The following is a 23,016-nucleotide window of genomic DNA, read 5'->3' on the forward strand; positions in this document are numbered from 1 at the left end:
TGCAAGCCCCTGGCGGTCGGGTGCCGAGTATAGACAGTTAGGCTGCTTATGACAACGTGACGGGGTAGCCCAAATAGCGCATTGCCTTTAGCGAACAAAAGGCGTAAATGGGCGAGAATTTCGGGAAAAATCAGGCTTGAATGCTTGATTCAACAAGCCTTTAGGCAAATTGACATCTGAATTTATCCCTCTATAGTGGTGCGGGCCCTGCGTGGGGGGTCTGTCTGATGATTTCTAGCATTAATAGGAGGCCACATGGCTGACAAAAAAGCGCAGTTGGTCATCGAGGGCGCTGCCCCCGTCGAGCTGCCCATTTTAACCGGCACCGTTGGTCCTGATGTAATCGACGTCCGCGGGTTGGGGGCCACTGGTCACTTCACCTTCGACCCTGGTTTCATGGCGACTGCCTCGTGCGAGTCGAAGATCACCTACATTGACGGCGACAAAGGGATCCTGCTGCACCGCGGCTACCCGATCGAACAACTCGCCGAACAATCCGACTACCTCGAAACCTGCTACCTGCTGCTCAACGGCGAACTGCCGAATGCCGAGCAGAAGGCCCAGTTCGTCAGCACCGTCAAGAACCACACCATGGTTCACGAGCAGCTGAAGTCCTTCTTCAACGGTTTCCGTCGCGACGCTCACCCGATGGCGGTGATGTGTGGCGTGGTCGGCGCCCTGTCGGCGTTCTATCACGACTCCCTGGACATCAATAACCCGCAACACCGCGAAATTTCCGCGGTGCGCCTGGTCGCCAAGATGCCGACCCTGGCCGCGATGGTTTACAAGTACTCCATGGGCCAGCCGATGATGTACCCGCGCAACGACCTGTCGTACGCGGAAAACTTCCTGCACATGATGTTCAACACCCCGTGCGAGATCAAACCGATCAGCCCGGTACTGGCCAAGGCAATGGACCGGATCTTCATCCTCCATGCCGACCACGAACAGAATGCCTCCACCTCCACCGTTCGCCTGGCCGGCTCGTCGGGTGCCAACCCGTTCGCCTGTATCGCCGCCGGTATCGCCGCACTGTGGGGCCCAGCCCACGGCGGTGCGAACGAAGCCGTACTGACCATGCTCGATGAAATCGGCGATGTTTCGAACATCGACAAGTTCATCGCCAAGGCCAAGGACAAGAACGACCCGTTCAAGCTGATGGGCTTCGGTCACCGCGTGTACAAGAACCGCGACCCGCGCGCCACCGTGATGAAGCAGACCTGCGACGAAGTCCTGCGCGAGCTGGGCATCAAGAACGACCCGCAGCTGGAACTGGCCATGCGCCTGGAAGAGATCGCCCTCACCGATCCTTACTTCATCGAGCGCTCGCTGTACCCGAACGTCGACTTCTACTCGGGGATCATCCTCAAGGCGATCGGCATTCCGACCAGCATGTTCACCGTGATCTTCGCCCTGGCACGTACCGTGGGCTGGATCTCGCACTGGAAAGAAATGCTCTCCAGCCCGTACAAGATTGGCCGCCCGCGCCAGCTGTACACCGGCGAGCAGAAGCGCGACATCGTTGCGCTACAGGACCGCAAGTAAGCTTTACTGGCCGAACGCAAAAAGGCTGCCCTTGGGCAGCCTTTTTTTATTGGCTTTTTCCTGTGCCAGCGAAGAGGCCGGCACAGGCAACACCAAACCTCAGTTCTTCTCAGCCCGCTCCCGCAGCCCTTTCAGGGTATTGAACGGCGCATCCACCACGAACTTGTTGGCCACCATCGCCGGCACGCTACCACCCGGCTCGGTGTGCACCTGGTAGGTCACTTCGGTGCTGTCACCCTTGGGCACCAGTTTCCAGAAGCCTTCCACTTTCGCCACCCGCACAAAGCCCTTCTCTTCCGGGACATAGGTCGGCTCTTCGACCAGATTACGGGTCAAGCTGCCATCAGCCCCCTTGACCGTGGTGATATGCAACACCGAATCACGCGGCGTCACTGGCCACGGCGTGTTGAACTGGGTGTAGGTCCAGCTCTGGTCGCCTTCATGCTTGAGCAGCTTTTGCGACTTGCACTCGTGAATCCATGCACAGGCGCCGACCACGTCTTCCTGCAACGCCTGCACCTTGGCCAGCGGCGCCTTGATCACGGTAACGCCTTGATAGGCCTTGTACTTGGAACCGGCTACTTCACTGAGAGATACCTTGATCCCCTCCTCGTCCTTGGCCACTTGCCAGTTTTCGGCCCAGGCCACCGGCGACAGCAAAACACCCATGCCACACAGCAGTGCAATACGCTTGAACGATCTCATCATGTTTATCCTTGTTGTCGAAGATCCAGCCTCTCACGCCGCCGTCATCTGCTCCCACCAACCCAGAATCCTGATTGCCTCGTCACGGTCGCTGCCGCACACCTCGACATCCGCCTTGAAGCCACCGCACACCGCCGGCCGCTCGGGCTTGCCAAACAGGTCGCAGAGGTTGGCAGCCGTCAGGTGCAGGCAGCGCTCGCCCGCCGGCTTGCCATTGGGCATGCGCGGCATCGCAGAAGTGATGGACGGGGCGATGCAGCAGGCACCGCAGCCCTCACGGCAATTCATGGCTATTCACCAAAATCAGGACTCCCTGGAACAAAACGGGACGAACGTCCCTGGATAGTAACCGCTCAAACAGGCGTTTGAAATTACTGGCACGATGAAATGTGCAGTGACCCGGCAGTCAGTTTGACTGCTACTGCCGGTACTCGAAATCGATGGCCGCCCCTTCAACGTCATGACGGCTGTCGTTGCGCAATTGCAACTGCATTTCGTTGTTGATCAGCCGGCCATTGAGCTGGAACGGGCTGTCGTTGGTTTCTGGTTTCTCGGTGAACATGGGCGGCAGCAAGGGTTTGCGTCGCTGAATCGGCGACGGGGTGCCAACGTTCGGCTCAAGTGAGTTGACCATATCGACCGGCAGGCTGAGGTCAAGCTTTGCCTTTGGCAGCGGCTTGGCCACCGCCTTGCTGACCGGCTTGCGCGCCTTGGCCTTGCTGTTGGCGGCTTTTTTTACCGCCTGCTTCTGGACAGGCTTGGCTGCCGCCTTCTTCTGCACTGGCTTGCCCTGGGTGACCGGAGCCTGACTGGCCGGCTGCGCAGCCATGGCTGGCGCACAGCAGAACGGTGCAAGGCACAAGATCAGGGCAAAACGGCGTAAAGCATTCATGGCAAATGGACAGACTGGCAGGAAAAGTGCGTATGCTCCCTGTTCCACAGGCAGCTGGCAAGCCTTACAAAAGGGTGAGCGCAGGCTCCCGGCACAACTGCTGAGCCAGCAAGCCGAGGGTAATCACGGCACGCTCGGCCTCCTTGTTCCACGGAATACCGCAATTAAGGCGGATGCAGTGGTTGAACTGCTCTGTATTACTGAATATTAACCCCGGCGCAATGCTGATGCCCTGCTCCAGCGCCCGCACATGCAGCTCTTGGGTGTTGACCCGCCCGGGCAGGCTCACCCACAGAATGAAACCGCCCGTAGGCCGGGTCATCTGGGTGCCTTCGGGGAAGTGCTGCTGCACTGCCAACTGGTAGGCGCTGAGGTTCTTGCGATACTCCTGACGGATGTAGCGCAGGTGCCGGTCGTAGCCGCCATTCTCCAGGTAGGCTGCCACACCCATTTGCGTGACACTGCACGCCGAGTGGGTAGTGAAGGTTTGCAGCCGCTGGATTTCGTCCTGGTAGCGCCCGGCAATCATCCAGCCAACACGTACGCCGGGGGACAGCGTCTTGGAGAAGCTTGAGCAATAGATTACCCGGTCCAGCCGGTCGAACGCCTTCAGCGCCTTGGTCTTGCCCTGCTCGAACATCAGCTCGCCATAGATATCGTCCTCGATGATCTGGATATCGAAGTCCGATGCCAGGCGCAGCAGTTGTTTCTGCCGCTCTTCCGGGACGGTGCCACCCAACGGGTTGCTCAGCCGCGCGGTGAGCACCAGGGCCTTGATCGACCACTGGTTGGCCGCCAGCTGCAAAGCTTCAAGGCTGATGCCCGTGGACGGGTCGCTGGGGATTTCGATCACCTTCAGGCCCAGCAGGTCCGCCAGCTGCAGCAAGCCGTAATACGTCGGCGACTCGGCGGCGATCAAGTCCCCCGGACGCGTCAGCACACGCAATGACATTTGCAGCGCATCGACGCAACCGTGGGTCACGATCACTTCACGCGGGTCGACCAGTACACCGGCATCGCGCATGCGAATGGCAATCTGCCGGCGCAACGGCTCGAAACCCGGGCTGAACATGTAACTGAACGCGCGCGGGCTGTGAAAGCGGGTGACCTTGGCAATTTGCTGGTGCAGGGCACGCACCGGCAGGTAGTCGACATGCGGCACCGCAGCGCCGAACGGAAATACACCATCGCGGCGCGCTTCGGTGAGCACTTGCTGGATGATGCTGGCACGGGTCACAAGACCAGGGCGCTCCACCCGGGCGATGTCGGGGGTTTGCGCAGTCAGGGCCGGCGTCTGGTGCACATAGTAGCCAGACTGCGGCCGCGCACGGATCAGCCCTTGATCTTCGAGATTGGCATAGGCCTGCAGCACCGTGGCATGGCTGACATTGAGCTGGGCGCTCATCTTGCGCACGGAGGGTACCCGCTCGCCTGGCTGGTAGACACCACGGCGGATGTCATCGGCCAGTTGCTGGGCGATACGCTGGTACAGCAGCAGGTTGGTCATGGCGGCAGGCTCGTTGTTCTTGTGCGGCTCGATGACGGTAAAGGATACCGTAACAGTTGCAAAGTGTACTGGGACAGAATGCAACATAGTCGACAATACAACAGCGTGATAACTATCGAAACGATTAAACCGACAAAAAGAAGGGCCGCATGGCGGCCCTTCTTTGAGTCGAACTCAGCGCGCAGGCGCGAGCCTGCCCTTGTCGTCGGAAAACACGATTTCTACCCGACGGTTCTGCGCCCTGCCCCGCTCAGAGGCGTTGGCCTCGATCGGGTACTGGTCGCCATAGCCCTCGACCTGCAAACGCTTTTCGTCGATGCCCAGGTCCACCAGCATGTCAGCCACGGCCTGCGCCCGATCGCGAGACAGTTTCAGGTTGTCCTCGGCCGCACCGGTGCTGTCGGTATAGCCTTCGATACGTACCACCCGACGCGGGTTAAGCTGAAGGAACTGCACCAGCTTGAGTACGGTGCGGCTGGCCGAGTTCTTCAGGTCGGCACGGCCGGTATCGAACAGCACGTCGCCCAAGGTCATCACCAAGCCACGGTCGGTCTGCTCGGAGGCCAGTGCCGCAATTTGCGACTCGACCCACTTGCCCTGCTGCTGCACGCTGGCCAGCTTGGCCTCGCGCAAGGCCAGCTGCAGGCGCTGGCGCTCCAGATCGAGCTTGGTCTGGCGCTCCTGGTTCAGCGCCAGCTTGGCATGCTCACGGGCAATCTCGCTGTAGCGCTGGCTGAGGTAAGCGTAATGGCGCACATCGGAACCGGTGCCGATGTAGCTGGACAAACGCTCGGCACGGGCCAGCGACTCGCCCGCGCGGATCACATCGCGCGGCGCACTGCGCAGCACATCGGAATCATCCTTGACCTTGGCGAAGGCGGCACTGGCTTCATCCAGCGCTGCAGAACTGCGCTGGCTGGCACAGCCTTGCAAGCCTGCGGCCAGCGCCAGCACTACCAGCGCAGCCAACGGTGTGCGGCGGCTCATGGCTGTACCTCCAGTTGCTTGCGCAGACGCTTGACCCGCGACTGCAACAGCTGGAGCTGCTCTTCGCTCTTCTGGTTCAGCACCTGCGCCTCAGCCAGGCGCGCATCCAGCTCGGCCTGCTCGGCACGCATGCGCGCATCGCGGTAGTCTTCGGTCAGCATGTTGGCCTTGGCCCGGGCCAGCTTGTCTTCAGCCAGCTTCAGCGTTTCGACCTGCTCGGTGGCACCTACGGCCCTGGCCTGCTCCAGGGCCTGTTCGGAAATGCGCATCTGCTCGTCAGGGGCCGGATCATTGGCGCAGCCAGCCAGGCCAAGCATGGCCAAGGCAAGGATTAGTGGTTGGGTTCTCACGCAATCTTCCTAGTGTTTGGGGGCGTCCGCCGGCACCTGCAACTGCGCTTTCCAGCGCTCGACATTTCGTTGCAGGACCGCCTCGGACGCACCGGAGATCGGCAATTCTGTCAGTTTTTTCGCCAATTGCCCACGCAACCAGCTGTCATTGCAGGCCGAGTTGTGTGAAAGGGCCAGGTACAGGCCTGGCCGGTCCACCGGCAGGCCACGGGCGATCAGGTCATTGCTCATACCCAGGCTCTGGGCCATGGCCATGCCTGAATAGCGGCCAGCCAGCACATAGTCCACTTGGCCGAGCACCAGTTTCTGGAAGGCCTGGGTAAGGTTCTGCGCCGACACCAGCTTGAGCTGGGCCTTGGCAAAGGCGGTGAAGGCCGGTGTCAGCCGTGCGCGCTCGGACAAGCTGCCCTGATACCTGGCCAGGTCCGCCGGGCCATCGAAGGTCAGCTGGGCATCATGACGCGTCCACACCAGGTACTCGTTGAGCTGCAACGGCGGGTGGATGTAGTCCAGCGCGGTCAATTGCTCCACCTGCATGGGGGTGTCGAGTAGCAGATCCATGCGGCCACTGCGCACTTCCTCCAGTGCCTGGTCGCGACGACCTGCGCTCAGTACTTCAACTTTTACACCCAACTCGCCAGCCACCTGACGCAACAGGTCGACGTTGGCGCCAATCAGGTGTTCAGGGTCTTGTGGGTCTTGCCACGAATAGGGCGGCGCATCAGGGCTGCCGGTTGCCACCAGGCGTTCGCACTTGCCTGCCGCCATGACCAGCGGCGAGAACAGCGCCGCCATGCATGCCAGCGCCCTGCCCGTTTCACGCAACGTCATCCCTCACTCCTCACCCCATAAAAAAACCCGACCCTCGAAACGAGGGCCGGGTTCTTTATAAGTGAAGCAGGCGGATCAGACCAGCTTTTCCAGCTCCGGAACCGCTTCGAACAGGTCTGCGACCAGGCCGTAGTCGGCTACCTGGAAGATCGGCGCTTCTTCGTCCTTGTTGATCGCAACGATCACTTTGGAGTCTTTCATGCCGGCCAGGTGCTGGATCGCGCCGGAGATACCGACGGCGATGTACAGCTGTGGCGCAACGATCTTGCCGGTCTGGCCGACCTGCATGTCGTTCGGCACGAAGCCGGCGTCGACTGCGGCGCGCGAGGCACCGACGGCAGCGCCGAGCTTGTCGGCCAGGCTGTACAGGTGCTTGAAGTTGTCACCGTTGCCCATGCCACGGCCGCCGGATACGACGATCTTGGCAGCGGTCAGCTCTGGGCGGTCGGACTTGGCCAGCTCTTCGCCAACGAAGGCCGAAATGCCAGCGTTGTGCGCAGCACCAACAGCCTCAACAGCGGCCGAGCCACCTTCGGCGGCGACAGGGTCGAAGCCGGTGGTACGCACGGTGATGACCTTGACCGAAGCGCTCGACTGCACGGTGGCAATGGCGTTACCGGCGTAGATCGGGCGCTTGAAGGTGTCAGCGGACTCGACCGAGATGATCTCGGAAATCTGGTCCACGTCCAGCAGCGCGGCAACGCGCGGCAGGATATTCTTGCCGTTGGTGGTGGCCGGAGCCAGCACGTGGCTGTAACCCTTGGCCAGCTCGACGATCAGTGGCGCGACGTTCTCTGGCAGCACATGGGCGTAGGCAGCGTTATCGGCAACCAGCACCTTGGCCACGCCAGCGATCTTGGCAGCAGATTCGGCAATGCTGCCGACGTTCTGGCCAGCGACCAGTACGTGCACATCCCCACCGATCTTGGCGGCAGCGGCAACAGTGTTCAGGGTGGCCGGAGCTACGGCACCGGCTTCGTATTCAGCGACAACCAGGATAGTCATTTAGATTACCTTCGCTTCGTTCTTCAGCTTCTCGACCAGTTCGGCCACCGATTTGACCTTGATGCCAGCGCTGCGGGCAGCCGGGGCTTCAACCTTCAGGGTCTTGTTGGTGGAGGCGAGGGAAACGCCCAGCGCGTCCGGAGTAACGGTCTCCAGCGGCTTCTTCTTGGCCTTCATGATGTTCGGCAGCGACGCGTAGCGCGGCTCGTTCAGGCGCAGGTCGGTGGTGACGATGGCTGGCAGGTTCAGCGATACGGTCTGCAGACCGCCATCGATTTCACGGGTGACGTTCAGCTTGTCGCCAGCCACTTCGACCTTGGAGGCGAAGGTGCCTTGCGCGTAACCGGTCAGCGCAGCCAGCATCTGGCCGGTCTGGTTGTTGTCGCTGTCGATGGCCTGCTTGCCGAGGATGACCAGCTGTGGCTGCTCCTTGTCGACAACGGCTTTCAGCGCCTTGGCCACAGCCAGGGAGTTCAGTTCGTCAGCGGCTTCTACCAGGATGGCGCGGTCGGCACCCAGGGCCAGGGCGGTACGCAGTTGCTCCTGGGCAGTGGTCGGGCCGACGGAAACGACGACGATCTCGGTCGCAACGCCCTTTTCCTTCAAGCGGACAGCCTCTTCCACAGCGATTTCGCAGAAGGGGTTCATGGACATCTTGACGTTAGCAAGGTCGACGCCGGAGTTGTCCGCCTTGACGCGAACCTTGACGTTGTAGTCGACCACTCGTTTGACAGCTACAAGAACCTTCATGGATTCCTCGTTACTCTCCGGTGAATAGATAGTCGCCTGGGACTGAGCCCTGCGATGCGCGTGGGTACAAGGGCACCTCTAAAAACGTATCGGGAGGCAACAACTTCACAGTGACCGAACAGTCTTGTTCGGACCATTGCGACAAATACTCACGGGTCATTTTCTGTCGTGGCGTGTAAACTCCACTACAAACCGGCCAAAGGCCGCAAAACCCTGCTCCACACCTGGTCTTTAGAGGTGTACCTGCGCCCGGCTGCAAGCCTACGGCGAACGTAAAACCGCTCGTATCTTGACCGTAACACCCCATCCGGTCAATACGGCAAATCGGTCACCCTCCAGCCGCGCTCCTGTGATTTTACTGGCCTGCGGCAAATTCAAACAAACGTTTGTATTGGACCCACCAAGTGGTGTAGATATAATGCGCGGCCAAGACAAAACGGTGTAGTCCGTCATTTGCGCAGCTACAGTTCCGCTCCCGTGATGAGCCACTGCGCGCAAGCACCCATAAGACAAAGCAACAGCACGAGCCTTGATGAGTAGGAGAGAACCAGTGGAACGCGAATACATGGAATTCGACGTGGTCATCGTCGGCGCCGGCCCGGCGGGCCTGTCCGCCGCCTGCCGCCTGAAGCAGAAGGCCGCCGAAGCCGGTAGCGAAATCAGCGTCTGCGTGGTGGAAAAAGGCTCTGAAGTGGGCGCCCACATCCTCTCCGGCGCAGTGTTCGAGCCCCGCGCCCTGAACGAGCTGTTCCCCGACTGGAAGGAACTCGGCGCGCCCCTGAACACCGAAGTGAAGCGTGACGACATCTACGTGCTCAAGGATGCCGGCAGCGCCACCAAGGTGCCTGACCTGTTCGTGCCCAAAACCATGCACAACGAAGGCAACTACATCATCTCGCTGGGCAACCTGTGCCGCTGGCTGGCCCAGCAGGCCGAGAACCTGGGCGTGGAAGTCTACCCGGGCTTCGCTGCCCAGGAAGCGCTGTTCGATGAAAACGGCGTGGTGCGCGGCATCGTCACCGGCGACATGGGTGTGGACCGTGAAGGCAACCCGAAGGACGGCATGTACACCCCAGGCATGGAGCTGCGTGGCAAATACACCCTGTTCGCCGAAGGTTGCCGTGGCCACATCGGCAAGCAGCTGATCAAGCGCTTCAACCTGGACAGCGAGTCCGATGTGCAGCACTACGGCATCGGCCTGAAGGAAATCTGGGAAATCGACCCTGCCAAGCACGAGCAGGGCCTGGTGGTGCACACCGCCGGCTGGCCGCTGGACGTGATGGCCAAGGACAACACCGGGGGTTCGTTCCTTTATCACCTGGAAAACAACCAGGTGGTGGTCGGCCTGATCGTCGACCTGTCCTACGCCAACCCGTACCTGTCGCCATTCGACGAGTTCCAGCGCCTGAAGCACCATCCGGTGATCAGCCAGTATCTCGAAGGCGGCAAACGCATCAGCTACGGCGCCCGCGCCCTGGCCAAGGGCGGCATCAACTCGCTGCCAAAAATGGTGTTCAACGGCGGCGCACTTATCGGCTGTGACCTGGGCACCATGAACGTGGCCAAGATCAAAGGCAGCCACACGGCGATGAAGTCCGGCATGCTCGCCGCCGAGGCGGTGGCCGACGCGCTGCTCGCCGGCAGCGAGGGCGGTGACCAGCTGAACGGCTACGTCAGTGCCTTCAAAGCCAGCTGGTTGTATGAAGAACTGTTCGCCAGCCGTAACTTCGGCCCGGCCATGCACAAGTTCGGCCCACTGCTGGGCGCTGCGTTCAACTATGTGGACCAGAACTGGTTCGGCGGCAAGCTGCCGTTCACCCTGCACGACACCAAGCCGGACTACGCCTGCCTCAAGCTCGCGGCCGACTCGAAGAAGATCGACTACCCGAAACCGGACGGCAAGCTCAGCTTCGACAAGCTCAGCTCGGTATTCCTCTCCAGCACCAACCACGAAGAGGAACAACCCTGCCACCTGAAGTTGACCGACCCGAACGTGCCGATCGCCAGCAACCTGCCGCTGTACGACGAGCCGGCACAACGCTACTGCCCGGCCGGCGTGTACGAAGTGGTCACCCAGGAAGACGGCAACAAGCGCTTCCAGATCAACGCGCAGAACTGCGTGCACTGCAAGACCTGCGACATCAAGGACCCGGCCCAGAACATCACCTGGGTTACCCCTGAGGGCGCAGGCGGGCCGAACTACCCGAACATGTAAGGCCCCGGCCCTGCCGTAACAAAAAGCCCCCGGCTCTCACGAGCCGGGGGCTTTTTGTTGTGAATTGCGTCTGGGCTGCGAGGTGTTCGCCGTGAGAGGCTCAGCGCTTATCAGATCGAGCGCCGCGCGGGCGGCGCTCGGTTTATGCCCTGCTGCACAACCAAGACATGCACCGGCTCATTTGTCACCGCACATGATCGGCATCGGCTCCGCCGCGAACGCCAATGGCTCACGACGCCCAAAATACCAGGCCGTCAGCAGCCCCACCGTGCCCATGACCAGACAAAACCCGACACACACCCACGGGCTCCACGGCATCAGCGCAATCAGCGCCAGCGGCGTGGTACTGGCCCACAGCGCGTAGGCCACGTTGTAGGTGAAGGAAATCCCCGACACACGGATCTCGGCCGGGAACAATCCAACCATCACCGACGGCACCACACCGACCACGCCGCAGGACAGCCCCGCCAGCGCATAAGCCAGCCAGGTCATCTCCCACTGCCCCACCAGGCTGGCGTAAAGCGCACCGATCCCCAGCGGCAGCAACACGCTGTAGAGCATCAGCGCACGCCAAGCCCCTACGCGGTCGACCAGCAACCCGGCCAGCACGCAGCCGATGTTGAGGAAAACAATGCCCACGCTGCTCAGGGCGAAGGTGTGCCCGGCGCTCATGCCAAAGCGTTGCTGCATTACCGTGGGGGTGATCACCACCAGCACCACCACGGCCGAGGTCAGCACACAGGTCAGCAACGCCGCCGGAATCAACGCCCGACGGTGCTCGCCCAGCACCCGCCGCAGCGGGAATTTCACCGGCTGTTCCTGGCGCGCACGCAGGGCAAGGAACACTGGTGTTTCGCTGAGCCAGCGGCGCAGCCACACGCCAATCACACCAAACACTCCACCCAGCAGGAACGGGTAGCGCCAGGCGTAATCAAGGATTTCCTGCGGCGTGAACACCTGCGCCAGCAACGTCGCGGTCAGTGCCCCCAGCAGGTAGCCGAAGGTCAGCCCCGCCTGCAAGAAGCCCAAGGCATACCCGCGCCGCCCGGCAGGCGCGTGCTCAGCGACGAAGGTCCAGGCACTTGGCACCTCGCCCCCCACGGCCGCGCCCTGGAGGATGCGCAGCGCCAGCAGGATCAACGGTGCGGCATAGCCGATGTCGGCATAGGTCGGCATTACCCCGATCAGCAGGCATGGCAGGGCCATCATCAGGATGCTCAGGCTGAACACCCGCTTGCGCCCCAGGTGGTCGGCGAAGTGCGCCATCAGAATGCCGCCCAGCGGCCGCGCCAGGTAGCCGGTGACGAAGATCCCGAAGCTTTGCAGCAGGCGCAGCCACTCTGGCATCTCGGGCGGGAAGAACAGCTGGCTGAGGGTCAGCGCAAAAAATACGAAAATGATGAAGTCGTAGATTTCCAGCGCGCCGCCCAGTGCCGCCAGGCCCAGGGTCCGATGGTCGCCGCGGCTGAACCGGGGCGGGCGAGCGGTATCGATGGCAGTCATGGCAGGGTCCGCAAATCGGCAAAGGGCAAGAGGATAGCAAATAGCTGCCCCGTTGCCCCGCCTGCTGCGCGGCTAGCGGTTGAACACCGTATGCGCGAAGTTGGCGCGCGGCCGTGGCCTGGCCGTAGCCGCCGGCATGGCGCCCGGCAGCGGCAATTTGCCGACCAGCACCGGTCCGTCGATGATCGCCATGAATGACTCCAGCGCCTCGTTATCGGGCACCTGCGGCAGGCTCAGGCTGACCGCCTGGCGCTCGGCCTGCGGCACCGCAGGCACTTTCAACTGGCTGGAATGGTAAAGCAGGGCGTGCTGGATCTGGGTACTGACGCGACAAAAACGCTCCAGGTCAACCCCGGCATGGCTGGCCAGTTCGATATTGCCCAGCAGCAAGTGAAAAGGCTGCAAGGCGCACTGCACCAAACGCTGCAGCTCCTCGAAACTGTCAACGGGGGCGATCCGATAGTAGCCCAGGCCATTGAGCAGCCGCTCCAACTGCAGCCGCTGGCAGGGGTGGGTGTCGGCAATGAGAATGCGCAGGGTCTTGTTTGCCATGGTCGGGCCTGGGCAGCTGGGTAATGGGTACATTCCATGACCTTACTGCGCCCGTTATGGCGACTGCCAAGGCCATGCCTGGCAGCGGTCTACTTTGATAGAAGTCGGGAAAGCCGCATAAATCAAGTGATTGACTGACGGAATTTGCATTTGCCTTTAGCCCGGTACTCCGGTTTGCCACTTGCGCTCACCCCGTCAAGCCGTTCAGGTAACCGCGCGCCTAAACCCAGACGCTCGCACTTCGTTTAAAGGAGGCTCATGCCCCAAGGCATTGCCTCTTACATTCGCGGAGAACCCAGATGTTTCGCCCGGCCCTAGCCTTTTTCGCCCTGACCCTGTCCAGCCTCGCATGGTCCGCCGAGCCCTGTTCGGTAGACATTCACAGTACTGACCAGATGACCTACGACCTGAAAACGATCACCGTACCGCAGACCTGCCAACGCTTTACCGTTAACTTGCTGCACACCGGCACACTGCCCAGGTACATCATGGGCCACAACTGGGTGCTGGCCAAAAAGGACGACATCAAAGGCGTGACCACCGATGGCGCTGCGGCAGGTGAGGCCGATAACTACCTCCAGCCGGGCGACAAGCGCGTGCTCGCCCATACCCGACTGATCGGGGGTGGCGAAAAAGATTCGGTCACTTTCGACACCGGCATGCTGCAGGCAGGCCAGGCGTACGCGTTTTTCTGCTCCTACCCTTTCCACTCCACCATGATGAAGGGCACCCTCACATTCGGTACCTCGTCAGGCAGCTGACGCTATCGGAAAGTGGGCCGCACAGCCGAACGTGCGCTCAGGCCTCGGCCCACTCGCGCATACGCAGCCGGCAATGCTTCATGGCGTTGACGATGTGCTTCTCCACCATGGCCTTGGACAGGCCCAGACGCGCGGCAATCTCCCCATGTGACAGGCCTTCGAGCTTGCGCAGCAAGAAGCACGCCCGGCAGGTTTCGCTCAGCTCCGCCACTGCACGCTGCAGCAACTCCAGGCGCTCTTCCTGGCGACAGGCGCCGTGCACGGGGGCGACGAAGAATCGCTCATCGGTTTCCAGAACCTCCAGAGGCTCGGCGCGACGAAGCTGGTTGCGCCGATGACCATCGGTGACCAGGTTCAGGGCGGTGCGATAAAGGAAAGCGCGCGGATGGGAGATCTGCGTGTCATCACACCGCTCGAGTACCCGCAGATACGCCTCCTGCGCGATATCTTCGGCAGCATGGCGGCTACCCAGACGCGAACGAAGGAACCCGACCAGTTCACGGTAGTAATGCTCGAGCAGTACACCCGAAGACGGCATCGAAGCGCTTTCCCTGTTGTCCGATGATGGTAGAAGACCGCTGCAGGCCAACTAATGGCACCGCGAGCGCATAAAATATAATAATTCTCATCAAGCTTAAAGACGTTGTTACATTTCCACGCCCGCAACGCGCGCTCCCCGCTAAATCCGCCCTGATCGCTTTCGTTTAATCGGCAGCCTCCCTAGCTGATCCTTGGTGACAGCGGCCCTCTCATGGTCGGAAATCCTGCATGATCCCTCAACGCCTTACCCGTCGTGCCGTAACGCTCGCGCTGTGCCTGATCCCCGTGGCCGCATTCGCCACCTGGCAACTGTTGCCCGGCGAGGCCGAGCAGCGGCCGTTCGTCAGCGTCAGCCGTGGCAACATCGAATCCAGTGTCACCGCGCTGGGCACCCTGCAGCCCCGTCAGTACGTCGACGTGGGCGCACAGGCCTCCGGGCAGATCCGCACGTTGCACGTAGAAGTCGGTGACACCGTCGAGCAGGGGCAGTTGCTGGTGGAAATCGACCCTGCCACGCAACAGGCCCAGCTGGATGCCGAGCGCTATGCCATCCAGACCCTGAAAGCGCAGGTCAAGGAGCAGCGTGCCGAGCATGTCCTGGCCGAACAACAGTTGCGTCGCCAGCAGCGGATGGCCAGCGACGGCGCCACGCGTGAAGAGGATGTGCAGACCGCCCAGGCCAAGGTGCTGACTACCCAGGCGCGCATCGACATGTATGAGGCGCAGATTCTCCAGGCGCAGGCTACGCTGCGCAGCGCGCAGGCTCAGTTGGGCTACACCCGCATCTACGCCCCGATCGGCGGTACCGTGGTGGCTGTCGATGCACGAGAAGGGCAAACCCTGAACGCGCAGCAGCGCACCCCGCTGATTCTGCGGATCGCCAAGCTGTCGCCGATGACGGTATGGGCCGAGGTCTCGGAAGCCGACATCGGCCAGGTCAAGACCGGCATGCAAGCCTACTTCACCACCCTGGGCAGCGGCGGCAGGCGCTGGACCAGCACTGTCAGGCAGATTCTGCCGATCCCGCCCAAACCGCTGGATCAGCTCAGCCAGGGCGGCGGCAGCCCGGTTGCCGCCGGTACGGCAAGCGGCAGCGGGACCGGCCGCGTGGTGCTCTACACCGTGCTGCTGGATGTCGACAACGATGACAACGCGCTGATGGCCGACATGACTGCCCAAGTGTTCTTCGTCGCCGGGTCTGCCAAGGATGTGTTGACCGTGCCCATCGCGGCGCTTCAGGGACGGGGCCAGGGCGAGGGGCTGCAGACTGCCCATGTGCTGACCGGCAAAGGCGACGTACAGACGCGCCAGGTACGTACCGGGCTCAGTGACCGCCTGCGCGTGCAGATACTCGACGGGCTTGCGGAAGGTGACAAACTGCTGATCGGCCCTGTTGGCGGTGAGGGTTGACATGAGCACTCCGCTGATAGAGCTGGTCGGCATCCGCAAATCCTACGGGGGCGGCGACAGCCCCCAGGTCGATGTGTTGCGCGGCATCGACCTGAAAGTCCATGCCGGAGAGTTCATCGCCATCGTCGGCACCTCGGGCTCTGGCAAGTCGACCCTGATGAACATCCTGGGTTGCCTCGACCGCCCAAGCGCCGGGCAGTATCGCTTCGCCGGCCAGGATGTTGCCGGCCTGAGCAATGACGAACTGGCCTGGTTGCGCCGCGAAGCGTTCGGGTTCGTGTTTCAGGGCTATCACCTGATCCCCTCCGCCTCGGCGCAGGAAAACGTGGAGATGCCGGCGATATACGCCGGAACCACGGCGGCCCCGCGCGCCGAACGGGCCAAGGCCCTGCTGCAACGCCTGGGCCTGGGCGAGCGCACCGGCAATCGCCCGCGCCAGCTTTCAGGCGGCCAGCAACAACGGGTGTCCATCGCCCGGGCATTGATGAACGGCGGCCACATCATCCTGGCGGATGAGCCCACCGGTGCGCTGGACAGCCACAGTGGCACCGAGGTCATGCGCCTGCTGGATGAACTGGCCGAGCAAGGCCATGTGGTGATCCTGATCACCCACGACCGCGATGTGGCCGCCCGGGCCCAGCGCATCATCGAGATCCGCGACGGCGAAGTGATCAGTGACAGCGGCGCCGACCAGGCGCCGCCACCGCGTCGCCCTGGTGCGCTGCAAGCCGTCGATCTGGCCGGGCGCCTGGTGCGTGCCGACAGCCAGGGCAGCCCCTGGCTGGGCGAAACCCGGGACGCCCTGCAGGCCGCCTGGCGGGTCATGTGGAGCAACCGCACACGCACCGCGCTGACCCTGCTGGGGATCATCATCGGCGTCGCGTCGGTGGTCGTCATGCTGGCAGTGGGTGAAGGCAGCAAGCGCCAGGTCATGGCCCAGATGGGCGCGTTCGGCTCGAACATCATCTTCATGAACGGTGCCCCTCCAACACCGCGCGCTCCGCCCGGCAACGTTCGCCTCAGCGACGTGCAGGCGCTGGCCGAGCTACCGCAAGTGAAGTCCATCATGCCGGCCATGACAGTGGAAGCGCAGGTGCGCTTCGGCAATCGCGACCTGGAATCGACCATCGGCGGCTATTCGCCTGTGTTCCCGACGCTGATGAGCTGGCCCGTCAGCGAAGGCAGCTTCTTTACCGACAACGACCTGGCCACGGCTGCGACCGTGGCGGTGATCGGCTCGGAGGTGCGCAAGAAGCTGTTCGTCGACGGCCAGGACCCGATCGGCCAGTACATCCTCATCGAGAACGTGCCCTTCCAGGTGATCGGCGTGCTCGCCAGCAAAGGTTCAAGTGGCGCCAACCAGCGAAACGACCTGCGCATCGCCGTGCCGTACTCAGCGATATCCATACGTCTTTCCGGCACGCAACACCCGGAATACGTGATCATCGGCGCCGCGGACAGTACCCAGGTGCATGACACCGAACGCGCGATACGCCAACTGATGCTGAGCCTGCACGGTGGCATCGAAGACTTCGAGATCGACAACAGCGCGGCGATGATCCAGGCCGAGGCGGCGACACGCAACGGGTTGTCCCTGATGCTTGGCGCCATTGCCGCCATTTCGCTGCTGGTCGGCGGGATCGGTGTGATGAACGTGATGCTCATGACCGTCCGCGAACGCACCCGCGAAATCGGCATCCGCATTGCCATTGGCGCCCGACAGCGCGACATCCTGCGCCAGTTCCTGACTGAAGCCGTGGTGCTTTCGCTGACCGGCGGCCTGATCGGCGTCTGCCTGGCGTTGCTGATCGGCGTGGTACTCAGCCTGGCCAAGGTGGCCGTGGCGTTTTCTGCCCTGGCGATAGTGGGCGCCTTCGCCTGCTCGGTAGCCACGGGCGTCATCTTCGGTTTCATGCCCGCGCGCAAAGCCGCCGCCCTCGACCCTGTCGCCGCCCTGACCAGTGAATGACCATGACCAGAACCCCGTTTTTACTGCTACCGCTGCTGACCATCCTGGGTGCTTGCAGCCACACCCCTGCGCCATTGGACAGCGGTATCGCTGCACCTGCCAGCTGGCAAAGTCCGGCTGGCGGCACGGCGGCCTCCGCGCAATGGTGGACAACGTTCAATAGCGCTCAACTGAGCCAACTGATCGAGCAGGCGCGCCAGGGCAGCCATGACCTGCGCGCCGCCATGGCCAGGGTCAGGCAGGCACAGGCCGACCTGCGTATTGCCGGCGGCCCCCTGCTACCGCGCCTCGACGCCAGCGCCAACGCCTATCACCAGCGCTTGCTACGAGGCCAAGGGTACAGCGAGCAGGACACGTCGAACCGCGAGCGGACCTACCGCTACTTCAACACGGCCCTGACGACCAGCTACGAGCTGGACTTCTGGGGTAAAAATGCCGCTGCGCGTGACAGTGCCCGCCTTGGCCTGCAAGCCACTGCACGTGACCGTGACACGCTCGAACTGAGCCTGACGAGCAGCGTTGCCGATACCTACCTGAGCGCCCTCGCCGCTCGCGAGCAGGCACGCATCGCCGCGCTTAACCTGGAAAACGCCGACAAGGTCCTGAGCCTTGTGCGAACGCGATTCCAGGCCGGGTCGTCGACTGCCCTGGAACTGGCCCAGCAAGAGAGCCTTGTGGCCAACCAGCGACAACAGTTGCCGCTCTACCAACAAGAGGCCCGCGATGCGCAGATCACCCTGGCAACCCTGCTTGGCGTGCCGGTCCAGGCGCTGGAACTGGCCGATCAGCCTTTCGATCAACTGAGCGGCCCGAGCATTGCCGCCGGCATTCCCAGCCAACTGCTGACGCGCCGCCCGGATATCGCTGGCGCAGAGGCGCGCCTGGCTGCGGCTCAGGCGGATGTCAGCGTTGCGCGGGCAGCACTGTTCCCCACGGTGAGCTTGACGGCCAGCCTGGCCACTGGCGACAGAAAAGCCATCGACCTGCTGCGCAATCCGGCGCTCAACCTCGGTGCCGGTCTGACGGCGCCCATTTTCAATAATGGCGCCTTGCGCGCCGAGCGTGATCGCGCCATCGCTCGCCAGGACGAGCTGCTCGAGGCCTATCGCAACGTGCTGATCACCAGTTTCGGCGAAGTCGAGAAGGCCTTGAACAGCGTCGACGGCCTGGACCGCCAGACACAGTGGCAGCATGAAGCGCTCACCCAAGCGCAACGCGCGTTCGATCTGGCCGAGAACCGCTACCGGGCCGGGGCCGAAGACCTGCTCAGCGTGCTGGAAGCGCAACGCAGCCTGTTTACAGCACAGGCCGAACGGGTACGGCTGCGCAAGGCACGTTTGCAGGCCAGTGTTGCGCTTTACAAGGCATTGGGCGGTGGCTGGACGGCATCGGACACACTGATGACAGCGAGGTAGGCAAGCCCCCCGACGGGAGCCCTACCTGCTGCAACACCGGCCAAAAATCGTCAACGCTACAAACCGTCACGTCGCGGGCCGGGTGCCAGATGGCGGGCATACCAAGGCCGCTGAGGCACCCTGTCGGCCAGGCGATCGCCGTCTTCTTCAGGGCTGAAAATGACCTGCAAGGCCAGCTTCATGGTCTCGATGTCCAGTTTCCCGGTGCCGCCGCCATTGCCCAGCCCCCAGGCACCGCAACCTTCACGCGAAGGCCCCAGCCAAGGCTCGGCCACACGCACCCAGCGCCCTGGCGCAAACCACGGAATGCCATCGATCATCTTCGGCTTCACTTCCCCCGGGTGCGCCTGCTGGTGGGCCAGGTACCAATCGTTCAGGCGGTCGTCGATCCAGCCATGAAAGGCCCAGAACACCGGGTTGACGTGGGAGGAAAACGGATCGCCGAGGAAGTCGTTCTCGGCGCGGAACCAGCGTTCGGAAAAATCGTAGTTGCGACGCCCGTAAGGCATCGGGTAATCCGAGTTCGGGTCACGCCCCAGGGATGCCCAACGCATGTGCAGCCAATCGTGGATCCCCAATTCGATGCGTGAACCCAACTCTCCCAGACACAGGGTGCTGAGGTATTGCGGATCATGCAGCTGGGCCTCCCACAGTTGGAAGTTGGCGTGCAGCCCTTGGCTGCTCTTGACGTAGTACAGCCACTGGCTGAAGGCTTCATCGCCGGCCGCCTGCCAGTTGGGCGGGACGCTGTAGCCGTCGCGATTGTCGAGGTAATCGAAAAACGCCTGAACACCCTGCCCGATCGATGGACGAGCCGCAGGCAGGCTTGCCCAGGAACGCAGGTCCTGGACCTCGCGCACGCCATGCAGCATGTGCCGATGCATGAACAGAAAATCCTCGCCGGAGCCGTTGCGATGGCGATCATGCCCGCGTGCGTTGCGCTCCTTGCCCAATGGGCCGACCTGCCAACCCAGCGCACGCACCATCTGCCGCCGGGATTCATCGATGCGGTGCCAGCGATCGCGGCTGGCGTGCCAGAGCTGGTGATAGTAGCGACGCTGCGGTGAAATCAGGTCCTCGTGCAGGGCCGCCACGTATGGCAGCCGCTCACGCGCCAGAACGAACGGTCGGCGGACGGCGACAAAGCTCGCTTGCGCCCCGGAATGCCCCGCCTGCGTCCCTGCCAGGCGTAGGTGCCCACTCAGGGTTGCGCTGCCTCCACCCTCGCTCCAGTCGCCCCATATTTCATCCAGCACGGCATCGCAATCATAGGCCTCGCCAGAACCCGCCATCATCTTCAGTTGCACCTTCGGCAGCCGGTCGGCAGCCAGCGGGCCGTATACCTGCAAACCCTGACCGCCATAGGGCGCAGTACCCAGGTAGCCGCGCACGGCACGGGCACCCTGCCCTACGTCGAGCAGCAGCTGCTGCGGCCGGGCCAGCTCGGCCAGTGCCGGGTGATCGCTCGTCATGCGCCAGTCCCAGATCCCGACCAGGCGTTCACCTAACAGCGCATTGGGCAGGTCATCGACCGGCACCGCAGGCTCGTCACTGCTCAGCTCCGCTTCCTCGGCCCGCTGCCACGCCTGCCGTGCGTAATAGCCGGCAGGCAGTGCTACACCGGCGGCCACCAGGCCCGCCAGGATCTTACGACGTGACACTTTCATCCACTGTACTCATGACGTGACTCCTGCTGCGAAAACGAATGGTTGAGGGAGCGATTTAGAGGGTTGCTAAATTCTCTTGGGCTCGGCTCGTTTCACCCAGCAAGTTCGAACGGCATGGGGCCGTCGTGCAGGCGGTCGAGTACGCAATGAAGAAACAGGCTTTTTTTTCACGCAGATGGCCATGGGCTTTGGCAGTTCTGCTCTTGCTCCTGGTGGCCGCAGGCGCCTGGTGGTATTGGGTCTACCTTGCCAAACACTCCTACGGCCGGGAAATCGAACAGCGGGCCAACGCCCTGCAGGCGCGCATCCCGGCCCTGGATGCGCACCTTGACGTGCCGCTGAGCTATGGCACCGATGGCGAGGAAGCAAACCGTGACGGCCCGACCCAGTTCGACCTGGTGAAAGCCGCCAAAGGCCGCCTGAGCGGCGCCTCGATCGCAATCTGGTCATGGCCGGAGTTCTGGAGTGGGCCCAATTGGCCGCACCGCCCCACACCCGGGTTCGAGGCGGCGATGGCCAACGAACTGGAAGTTCGCTATCGGATCATCACCAGCATCGCCAAAGACTACCCTGCGCAGGCCGGCATCGCCTACACCCCTGCCGACTTCCGCCGGCTGGTCAGTGAAGGCAAGTTCGCCATCATCATCAGCCTGCTCAACGCCGCCCCCCTTGGCGACGACATCGACAAGCTGGACCACTGGGCCGCACGCGGCATGCGGGTATTCGGGCCAGGCTACGTCGGCAACAACAGCTGGGTCGACTCGGCGCGCCCACTGCCCTTCCTGGGCGATTCGGTCGACCCGCTGGGCGGTCTTTCCGACATCGGTCGTCGCGCCATCACCCGGCTCAACGACCTTGGCGTGGTCATCGACGTCTCGCAGATGTCCAGCCAGGCCCTGACCCAGGTCACCCAGCTGAGCCGCGCACCGGTCATGGCCTCGCACACGGGGGTGCAAGGCATGATGGACATTCGCCGCAACCTCAGCGACGCGGACCTGGCACACATCAAGGCCACCGACGGGCTGGTCAACATCGTGGCCTACTCCCACTACCTCAAGCCGTTCTCGCGCCCGACCATCGAAAAGATGAACGCGTTACGCGCCAAACACGGCCTGCCAGACGTACAGAACCAAACCCAGATGGGCACCACCACCGACCCGGTGTTCTCGATCTGGTCGGAGAAAAAGTTCGGTGAATACCTCACGCCGTTCTACGACATCCTCGGCGCCGAGCCCGAAGCGACCCTCGCCGACTACGTCGACTCGATCGACTACGCGGTGAAGAAGATCGGTATCGACCATGTCGGCATCAGTTCCGACTTCAACGACGGCGGCGGTGTGGTTGGCTGGGAAAATGTCAGCCAGAGCCGCAACGTCACTGCCGAACTGATGCAGCGCGGCTACTCCGACGAAGACATCGCCAAGCTCTGGGGCGCCAACTTCCTGCGTGTGTGGGAAGCCGCCCAGAAGGCCGCCAGGCCGACCCCTCCTCCCGTTGCCCACTACCCGTAAGGAAACCCATGAAACGGCTGACCTCACTGATTGCCCTCGGTTGTCTCTCACTGTCGCTCGAAGCCCTCGCTGCCGACCCTGCTGCACCGGGCAAGGTTTTCAAAGACTGCAAGGATTGCCCGGAAATGGTCGTGCTGCCTGCCGGCAGCTACGTGATGGGTACCCCCGATGACGAACTGGGCAAACAGGACGATGAAGGGCCGTTGCACACTGTGACATTCGCCAAGGCGTTCGCCATGAGTCGCTTCCATGTGACTGCCGGGCAATGGCAGGCCTATGCCAAGGAAACCCACACGGTGCTGCCCGACGGCGACGACCGCCCGGGGCGGCTGTGCAAGAACGGCAAGCCCAGCTACCCGCAAGGCCCGACGCAGCCTGCGGTCTGCATGACCTGGGATGAGGCGCGCGGCTACATCGCCTGGCTCGCCAAGAAGACCGGCAAGCCCTACCGCATGGTCAGCGAGGCCGAACGCGAGTACGCCGGCCGCGCCGGCTCCACCGACCCCTTCCCGTTCCCCTTCGACCAGGAAGGGGAATATCAGATCAGCAAGCATGCCAACACCTACGGGCCGCGCGATGGCTTCACCTACACGGCACCGGTCGGCAGCTTCCCTGCCAATGCATTCGGCATGTACGACATGCATGGCAACGTCTACGAGTGGGTCGAGGACTGCTGGCATACCGATTATGTCGGCGCGCCCACCGACGGCAGCGCCTGGACCACCGGTGCTACCTGCACACACCGGCAGATTCGCGGCAACGACTACCTGGAACCGCCCATCTTCTCCCGCTCGGGCAACCGCAACGAGCGCGAACCCGACGTGCGCGGCGACTGGCTGGGCTTTCGGGTAGCCCGCGCCCTTCAGGACGGTGAACCCAACTGACAATCCACAGGGAGAGT

At 62.6% G+C, this 23,016-nt stretch carries 21 protein-coding genes; 8 read left to right on the top strand and 13 right to left on the bottom strand.

Annotated elements, in window-relative coordinates; translation table 11 throughout:
- Window positions 1–255: 255 nt before the first annotated feature.
- Entirely contained in the window at window positions 256–1,545 is a 1,290-nt protein-coding gene (gene gltA, locus PM2_RS11785; protein WP_016711651.1) for a citrate synthase, read from the top strand.
- Window positions 1,546–1,644: 99 nt separating this feature from the next.
- Here gltA and PM2_RS11790 read toward each other — a convergent pair whose 3' ends face one another.
- The 9 genes from PM2_RS11790 to PM2_RS11830 all read right to left on the bottom strand — a co-directional run bounded on the left by PM2_RS11790 (window position 1,645) and on the right by PM2_RS11830 (window position 8,572).
- Entirely contained in the window at window positions 1,645–2,250 is a 606-nt protein-coding gene (locus PM2_RS11790; protein WP_025753288.1) for an START domain-containing protein, read from the bottom strand.
- A gap of 33 nt (window positions 2,251–2,283) precedes the next feature.
- Window positions 2,284–2,538, bottom strand: coding sequence for a YkgJ family cysteine cluster protein (locus PM2_RS11795; protein WP_009684718.1), 255 nt, complete (start codon window positions 2,536–2,538; stop codon window positions 2,284–2,286).
- A gap of 130 nt (window positions 2,539–2,668) precedes the next feature.
- Complete coding sequence (locus PM2_RS11800) at window positions 2,669–3,142, bottom strand: hypothetical protein (RefSeq protein WP_028698996.1); 474 nt, start codon at window positions 3,140–3,142, stop codon at window positions 2,669–2,671.
- A gap of 64 nt (window positions 3,143–3,206) precedes the next feature.
- Window positions 3,207–4,649 carry an aminotransferase-like domain-containing protein gene (locus PM2_RS11805; protein ID WP_012273358.1) on the bottom strand — a complete coding sequence of 481 codons (1,443 nt, stop codon included), beginning with the start codon at window positions 4,647–4,649 and terminating at the stop codon, window positions 3,207–3,209.
- Window positions 4,650–4,823: 174 nt separating this feature from the next.
- Complete coding sequence (locus PM2_RS11810) at window positions 4,824–5,636, bottom strand: OmpA family protein (RefSeq protein ID WP_016711654.1); 813 nt, start codon at window positions 5,634–5,636, stop codon at window positions 4,824–4,826.
- Window positions 5,633–5,986 carry a DUF4398 domain-containing protein gene (locus PM2_RS11815; RefSeq protein WP_016711655.1) on the bottom strand — a complete coding sequence of 118 codons (354 nt, stop codon included), beginning with the start codon at window positions 5,984–5,986 and terminating at the stop codon, window positions 5,633–5,635. The genes PM2_RS11810 and PM2_RS11815 overlap by 4 nt, the downstream gene beginning before the upstream one ends.
- Before the next feature lie 9 nt (window positions 5,987–5,995).
- Entirely contained in the window at window positions 5,996–6,817 is an 822-nt protein-coding gene (locus PM2_RS11820) for a substrate-binding periplasmic protein (protein ID WP_016711656.1), read from the bottom strand.
- A gap of 75 nt (window positions 6,818–6,892) precedes the next feature.
- Complete coding sequence (locus PM2_RS11825) at window positions 6,893–7,822, bottom strand: electron transfer flavoprotein subunit alpha/FixB family protein (protein ID WP_016711657.1); 930 nt, start codon at window positions 7,820–7,822, stop codon at window positions 6,893–6,895.
- Window positions 7,823–8,572 carry an electron transfer flavoprotein subunit beta/FixA family protein gene (locus PM2_RS11830; RefSeq protein WP_016498683.1) on the bottom strand — a complete coding sequence of 250 codons (750 nt, stop codon included), beginning with the start codon at window positions 8,570–8,572 and terminating at the stop codon, window positions 7,823–7,825.
- Between the two features lie 532 nt (window positions 8,573–9,104).
- Between PM2_RS11830 and PM2_RS11835 the strand changes: the two genes are divergently transcribed.
- Window positions 9,105–10,787 carry an electron transfer flavoprotein-ubiquinone oxidoreductase gene (locus PM2_RS11835; RefSeq protein WP_080578077.1) on the top strand — a complete coding sequence of 561 codons (1,683 nt, stop codon included), beginning with the start codon at window positions 9,105–9,107 and terminating at the stop codon, window positions 10,785–10,787.
- A 177-nt stretch (window positions 10,788–10,964) separates the two neighbouring features.
- Here PM2_RS11835 and PM2_RS11840 read toward each other — a convergent pair whose 3' ends face one another.
- Together PM2_RS11840 and PM2_RS11845 are read right to left on the bottom strand one after the other, a co-directional pair.
- Entirely contained in the window at window positions 10,965–12,290 is a 1,326-nt protein-coding gene (locus tag PM2_RS11840) for an MFS transporter (RefSeq protein ID WP_028698995.1), read from the bottom strand.
- 72 nt (window positions 12,291–12,362) lie between these two features.
- On the bottom strand, window positions 12,363–12,842 hold the full coding sequence (locus tag PM2_RS11845; RefSeq protein WP_019096323.1) for a hypothetical protein: 480 nt from the start codon (window positions 12,840–12,842) through the stop codon (window positions 12,363–12,365).
- 299 nt (window positions 12,843–13,141) lie between these two features.
- On the opposite strand from PM2_RS11845, the gene azu reads away from it, so the two are divergent.
- Window positions 13,142–13,603 (top strand): azurin, encoded by a 462-nt coding sequence (azu, locus tag PM2_RS11850; protein ID WP_028698994.1) that lies wholly within the window; start codon window positions 13,142–13,144, stop codon window positions 13,601–13,603.
- Between the two features lie 37 nt (window positions 13,604–13,640).
- Here azu and PM2_RS11855 read toward each other — a convergent pair whose 3' ends face one another.
- Window positions 13,641–14,141 (bottom strand): sigma-70 family RNA polymerase sigma factor, encoded by a 501-nt coding sequence (locus PM2_RS11855; RefSeq protein WP_016711662.1) that lies wholly within the window; start codon window positions 14,139–14,141, stop codon window positions 13,641–13,643.
- A 230-nt stretch (window positions 14,142–14,371) separates the two neighbouring features.
- Between PM2_RS11855 and PM2_RS11860 the strand changes: the two genes are divergently transcribed.
- Genes PM2_RS11860 through PM2_RS11870 form a run of 3 tightly spaced genes read left to right on the top strand, consistent with a single transcriptional unit; the run spans window position 14,372 to window position 18,937 of the window.
- On the top strand, window positions 14,372–15,553 hold the full coding sequence (locus tag PM2_RS11860; protein WP_028698993.1) for an efflux RND transporter periplasmic adaptor subunit: 1,182 nt from the start codon (window positions 14,372–14,374) through the stop codon (window positions 15,551–15,553).
- A gap of 1 nt (window position 15,554) precedes the next feature.
- The gene (locus PM2_RS11865; RefSeq protein WP_028698992.1) at window positions 15,555–17,522 is read left to right on the top strand and encodes a MacB family efflux pump subunit; all 1,968 of its coding nucleotides are present in this window, start codon (window positions 15,555–15,557) and stop codon (window positions 17,520–17,522) included.
- Complete coding sequence (locus PM2_RS11870) at window positions 17,519–18,937, top strand: efflux transporter outer membrane subunit (RefSeq protein ID WP_028698991.1); 1,419 nt, start codon at window positions 17,519–17,521, stop codon at window positions 18,935–18,937. Before PM2_RS11865 ends, PM2_RS11870 begins: the two co-directional genes overlap by 4 nt.
- Before the next feature lie 56 nt (window positions 18,938–18,993).
- Here PM2_RS11870 and pvdP read toward each other — a convergent pair whose 3' ends face one another.
- On the bottom strand, window positions 18,994–20,604 hold the full coding sequence (gene pvdP, locus PM2_RS11875; protein ID WP_016711666.1) for a pyoverdine maturation tyrosinase PvdP: 1,611 nt from the start codon (window positions 20,602–20,604) through the stop codon (window positions 18,994–18,996).
- A gap of 146 nt (window positions 20,605–20,750) precedes the next feature.
- Here pvdP and PM2_RS11880 point away from each other — a divergent pair, with 146 nt between their 5' ends.
- Together PM2_RS11880 and pvdO are read left to right on the top strand one after the other, a co-directional pair.
- On the top strand, window positions 20,751–22,115 hold the full coding sequence (locus PM2_RS11880) for a dipeptidase (protein WP_051564693.1): 1,365 nt from the start codon (window positions 20,751–20,753) through the stop codon (window positions 22,113–22,115).
- Between the two features lie 8 nt (window positions 22,116–22,123).
- Window positions 22,124–22,999 (top strand): dihydropyoverdine dehydrogenase, encoded by an 876-nt coding sequence (pvdO, locus tag PM2_RS11885; protein WP_028698989.1) that lies wholly within the window; start codon window positions 22,124–22,126, stop codon window positions 22,997–22,999.
- Window positions 23,000–23,016 lie beyond the last annotated feature (17 nt).

Source organism: Pseudomonas monteilii NBRC 103158 = DSM 14164, assembly GCF_000730605.1.
Taxonomy (GTDB): Bacteria; Pseudomonadota; Gammaproteobacteria; order Pseudomonadales; family Pseudomonadaceae; genus Aquipseudomonas; species Aquipseudomonas monteilii.

What these genes read in the sequence shown, in the direction of transcription:
- gltA (WP_016711651.1), top strand. Translation starts at nt 256, where the DNA reads ATGGCTGACAAAAAAGCGCAGTTGGTCATCGAGGGCGCTGCCCCCGTC.
- PM2_RS11790 (WP_025753288.1), bottom strand. Translation starts at nt 2,250, where the DNA reads ATGAGATCGTTCAAGCGTATTGCACTGCTGTGTGGCATGGGTGTTTTG.
- PM2_RS11795 (WP_009684718.1), bottom strand. Translation starts at nt 2,538, where the DNA reads ATGAATTGCCGTGAGGGCTGCGGTGCCTGCTGCATCGCCCCGTCCATC.
- PM2_RS11800 (WP_028698996.1), bottom strand. Translation starts at nt 3,142, where the DNA reads ATGAATGCTTTACGCCGTTTTGCCCTGATCTTGTGCCTTGCACCGTTC.
- PM2_RS11805 (WP_012273358.1), bottom strand. Translation starts at nt 4,649, where the DNA reads ATGACCAACCTGCTGCTGTACCAGCGTATCGCCCAGCAACTGGCCGAT.
- PM2_RS11810 (WP_016711654.1), bottom strand. Translation starts at nt 5,636, where the DNA reads ATGAGCCGCCGCACACCGTTGGCTGCGCTGGTAGTGCTGGCGCTGGCC.
- PM2_RS11820 (WP_016711656.1), bottom strand. Translation starts at nt 6,817, where the DNA reads ATGACGTTGCGTGAAACGGGCAGGGCGCTGGCATGCATGGCGGCGCTG.
- PM2_RS11825 (WP_016711657.1), bottom strand. Translation starts at nt 7,822, where the DNA reads ATGACTATCCTGGTTGTCGCTGAATACGAAGCCGGTGCCGTAGCTCCG.
- PM2_RS11830 (WP_016498683.1), bottom strand. Translation starts at nt 8,572, where the DNA reads ATGAAGGTTCTTGTAGCTGTCAAACGAGTGGTCGACTACAACGTCAAG.
- PM2_RS11835 (WP_080578077.1), top strand. Translation starts at nt 9,105, where the DNA reads ATGAGTAGGAGAGAACCAGTGGAACGCGAATACATGGAATTCGACGTG.
- PM2_RS11840 (WP_028698995.1), bottom strand. Translation starts at nt 12,290, where the DNA reads ATGACTGCCATCGATACCGCTCGCCCGCCCCGGTTCAGCCGCGGCGAC.
- PM2_RS11845 (WP_019096323.1), bottom strand. Translation starts at nt 12,842, where the DNA reads ATGGCAAACAAGACCCTGCGCATTCTCATTGCCGACACCCACCCCTGC.
- azu (WP_028698994.1), top strand. Translation starts at nt 13,142, where the DNA reads ATGTTTCGCCCGGCCCTAGCCTTTTTCGCCCTGACCCTGTCCAGCCTC.
- PM2_RS11855 (WP_016711662.1), bottom strand. Translation starts at nt 14,141, where the DNA reads ATGCCGTCTTCGGGTGTACTGCTCGAGCATTACTACCGTGAACTGGTC.
- PM2_RS11860 (WP_028698993.1), top strand. Translation starts at nt 14,372, where the DNA reads ATGATCCCTCAACGCCTTACCCGTCGTGCCGTAACGCTCGCGCTGTGC.
- PM2_RS11865 (WP_028698992.1), top strand. Translation starts at nt 15,555, where the DNA reads ATGAGCACTCCGCTGATAGAGCTGGTCGGCATCCGCAAATCCTACGGG.
- PM2_RS11870 (WP_028698991.1), top strand. Translation starts at nt 17,519, where the DNA reads ATGACCATGACCAGAACCCCGTTTTTACTGCTACCGCTGCTGACCATC.
- pvdP (WP_016711666.1), bottom strand. Translation starts at nt 20,604, where the DNA reads ATGAAAGTGTCACGTCGTAAGATCCTGGCGGGCCTGGTGGCCGCCGGT.
- PM2_RS11880 (WP_051564693.1), top strand. Translation starts at nt 20,751, where the DNA reads ATGAAGAAACAGGCTTTTTTTTCACGCAGATGGCCATGGGCTTTGGCA.
- pvdO (WP_028698989.1), top strand. Translation starts at nt 22,124, where the DNA reads ATGAAACGGCTGACCTCACTGATTGCCCTCGGTTGTCTCTCACTGTCG.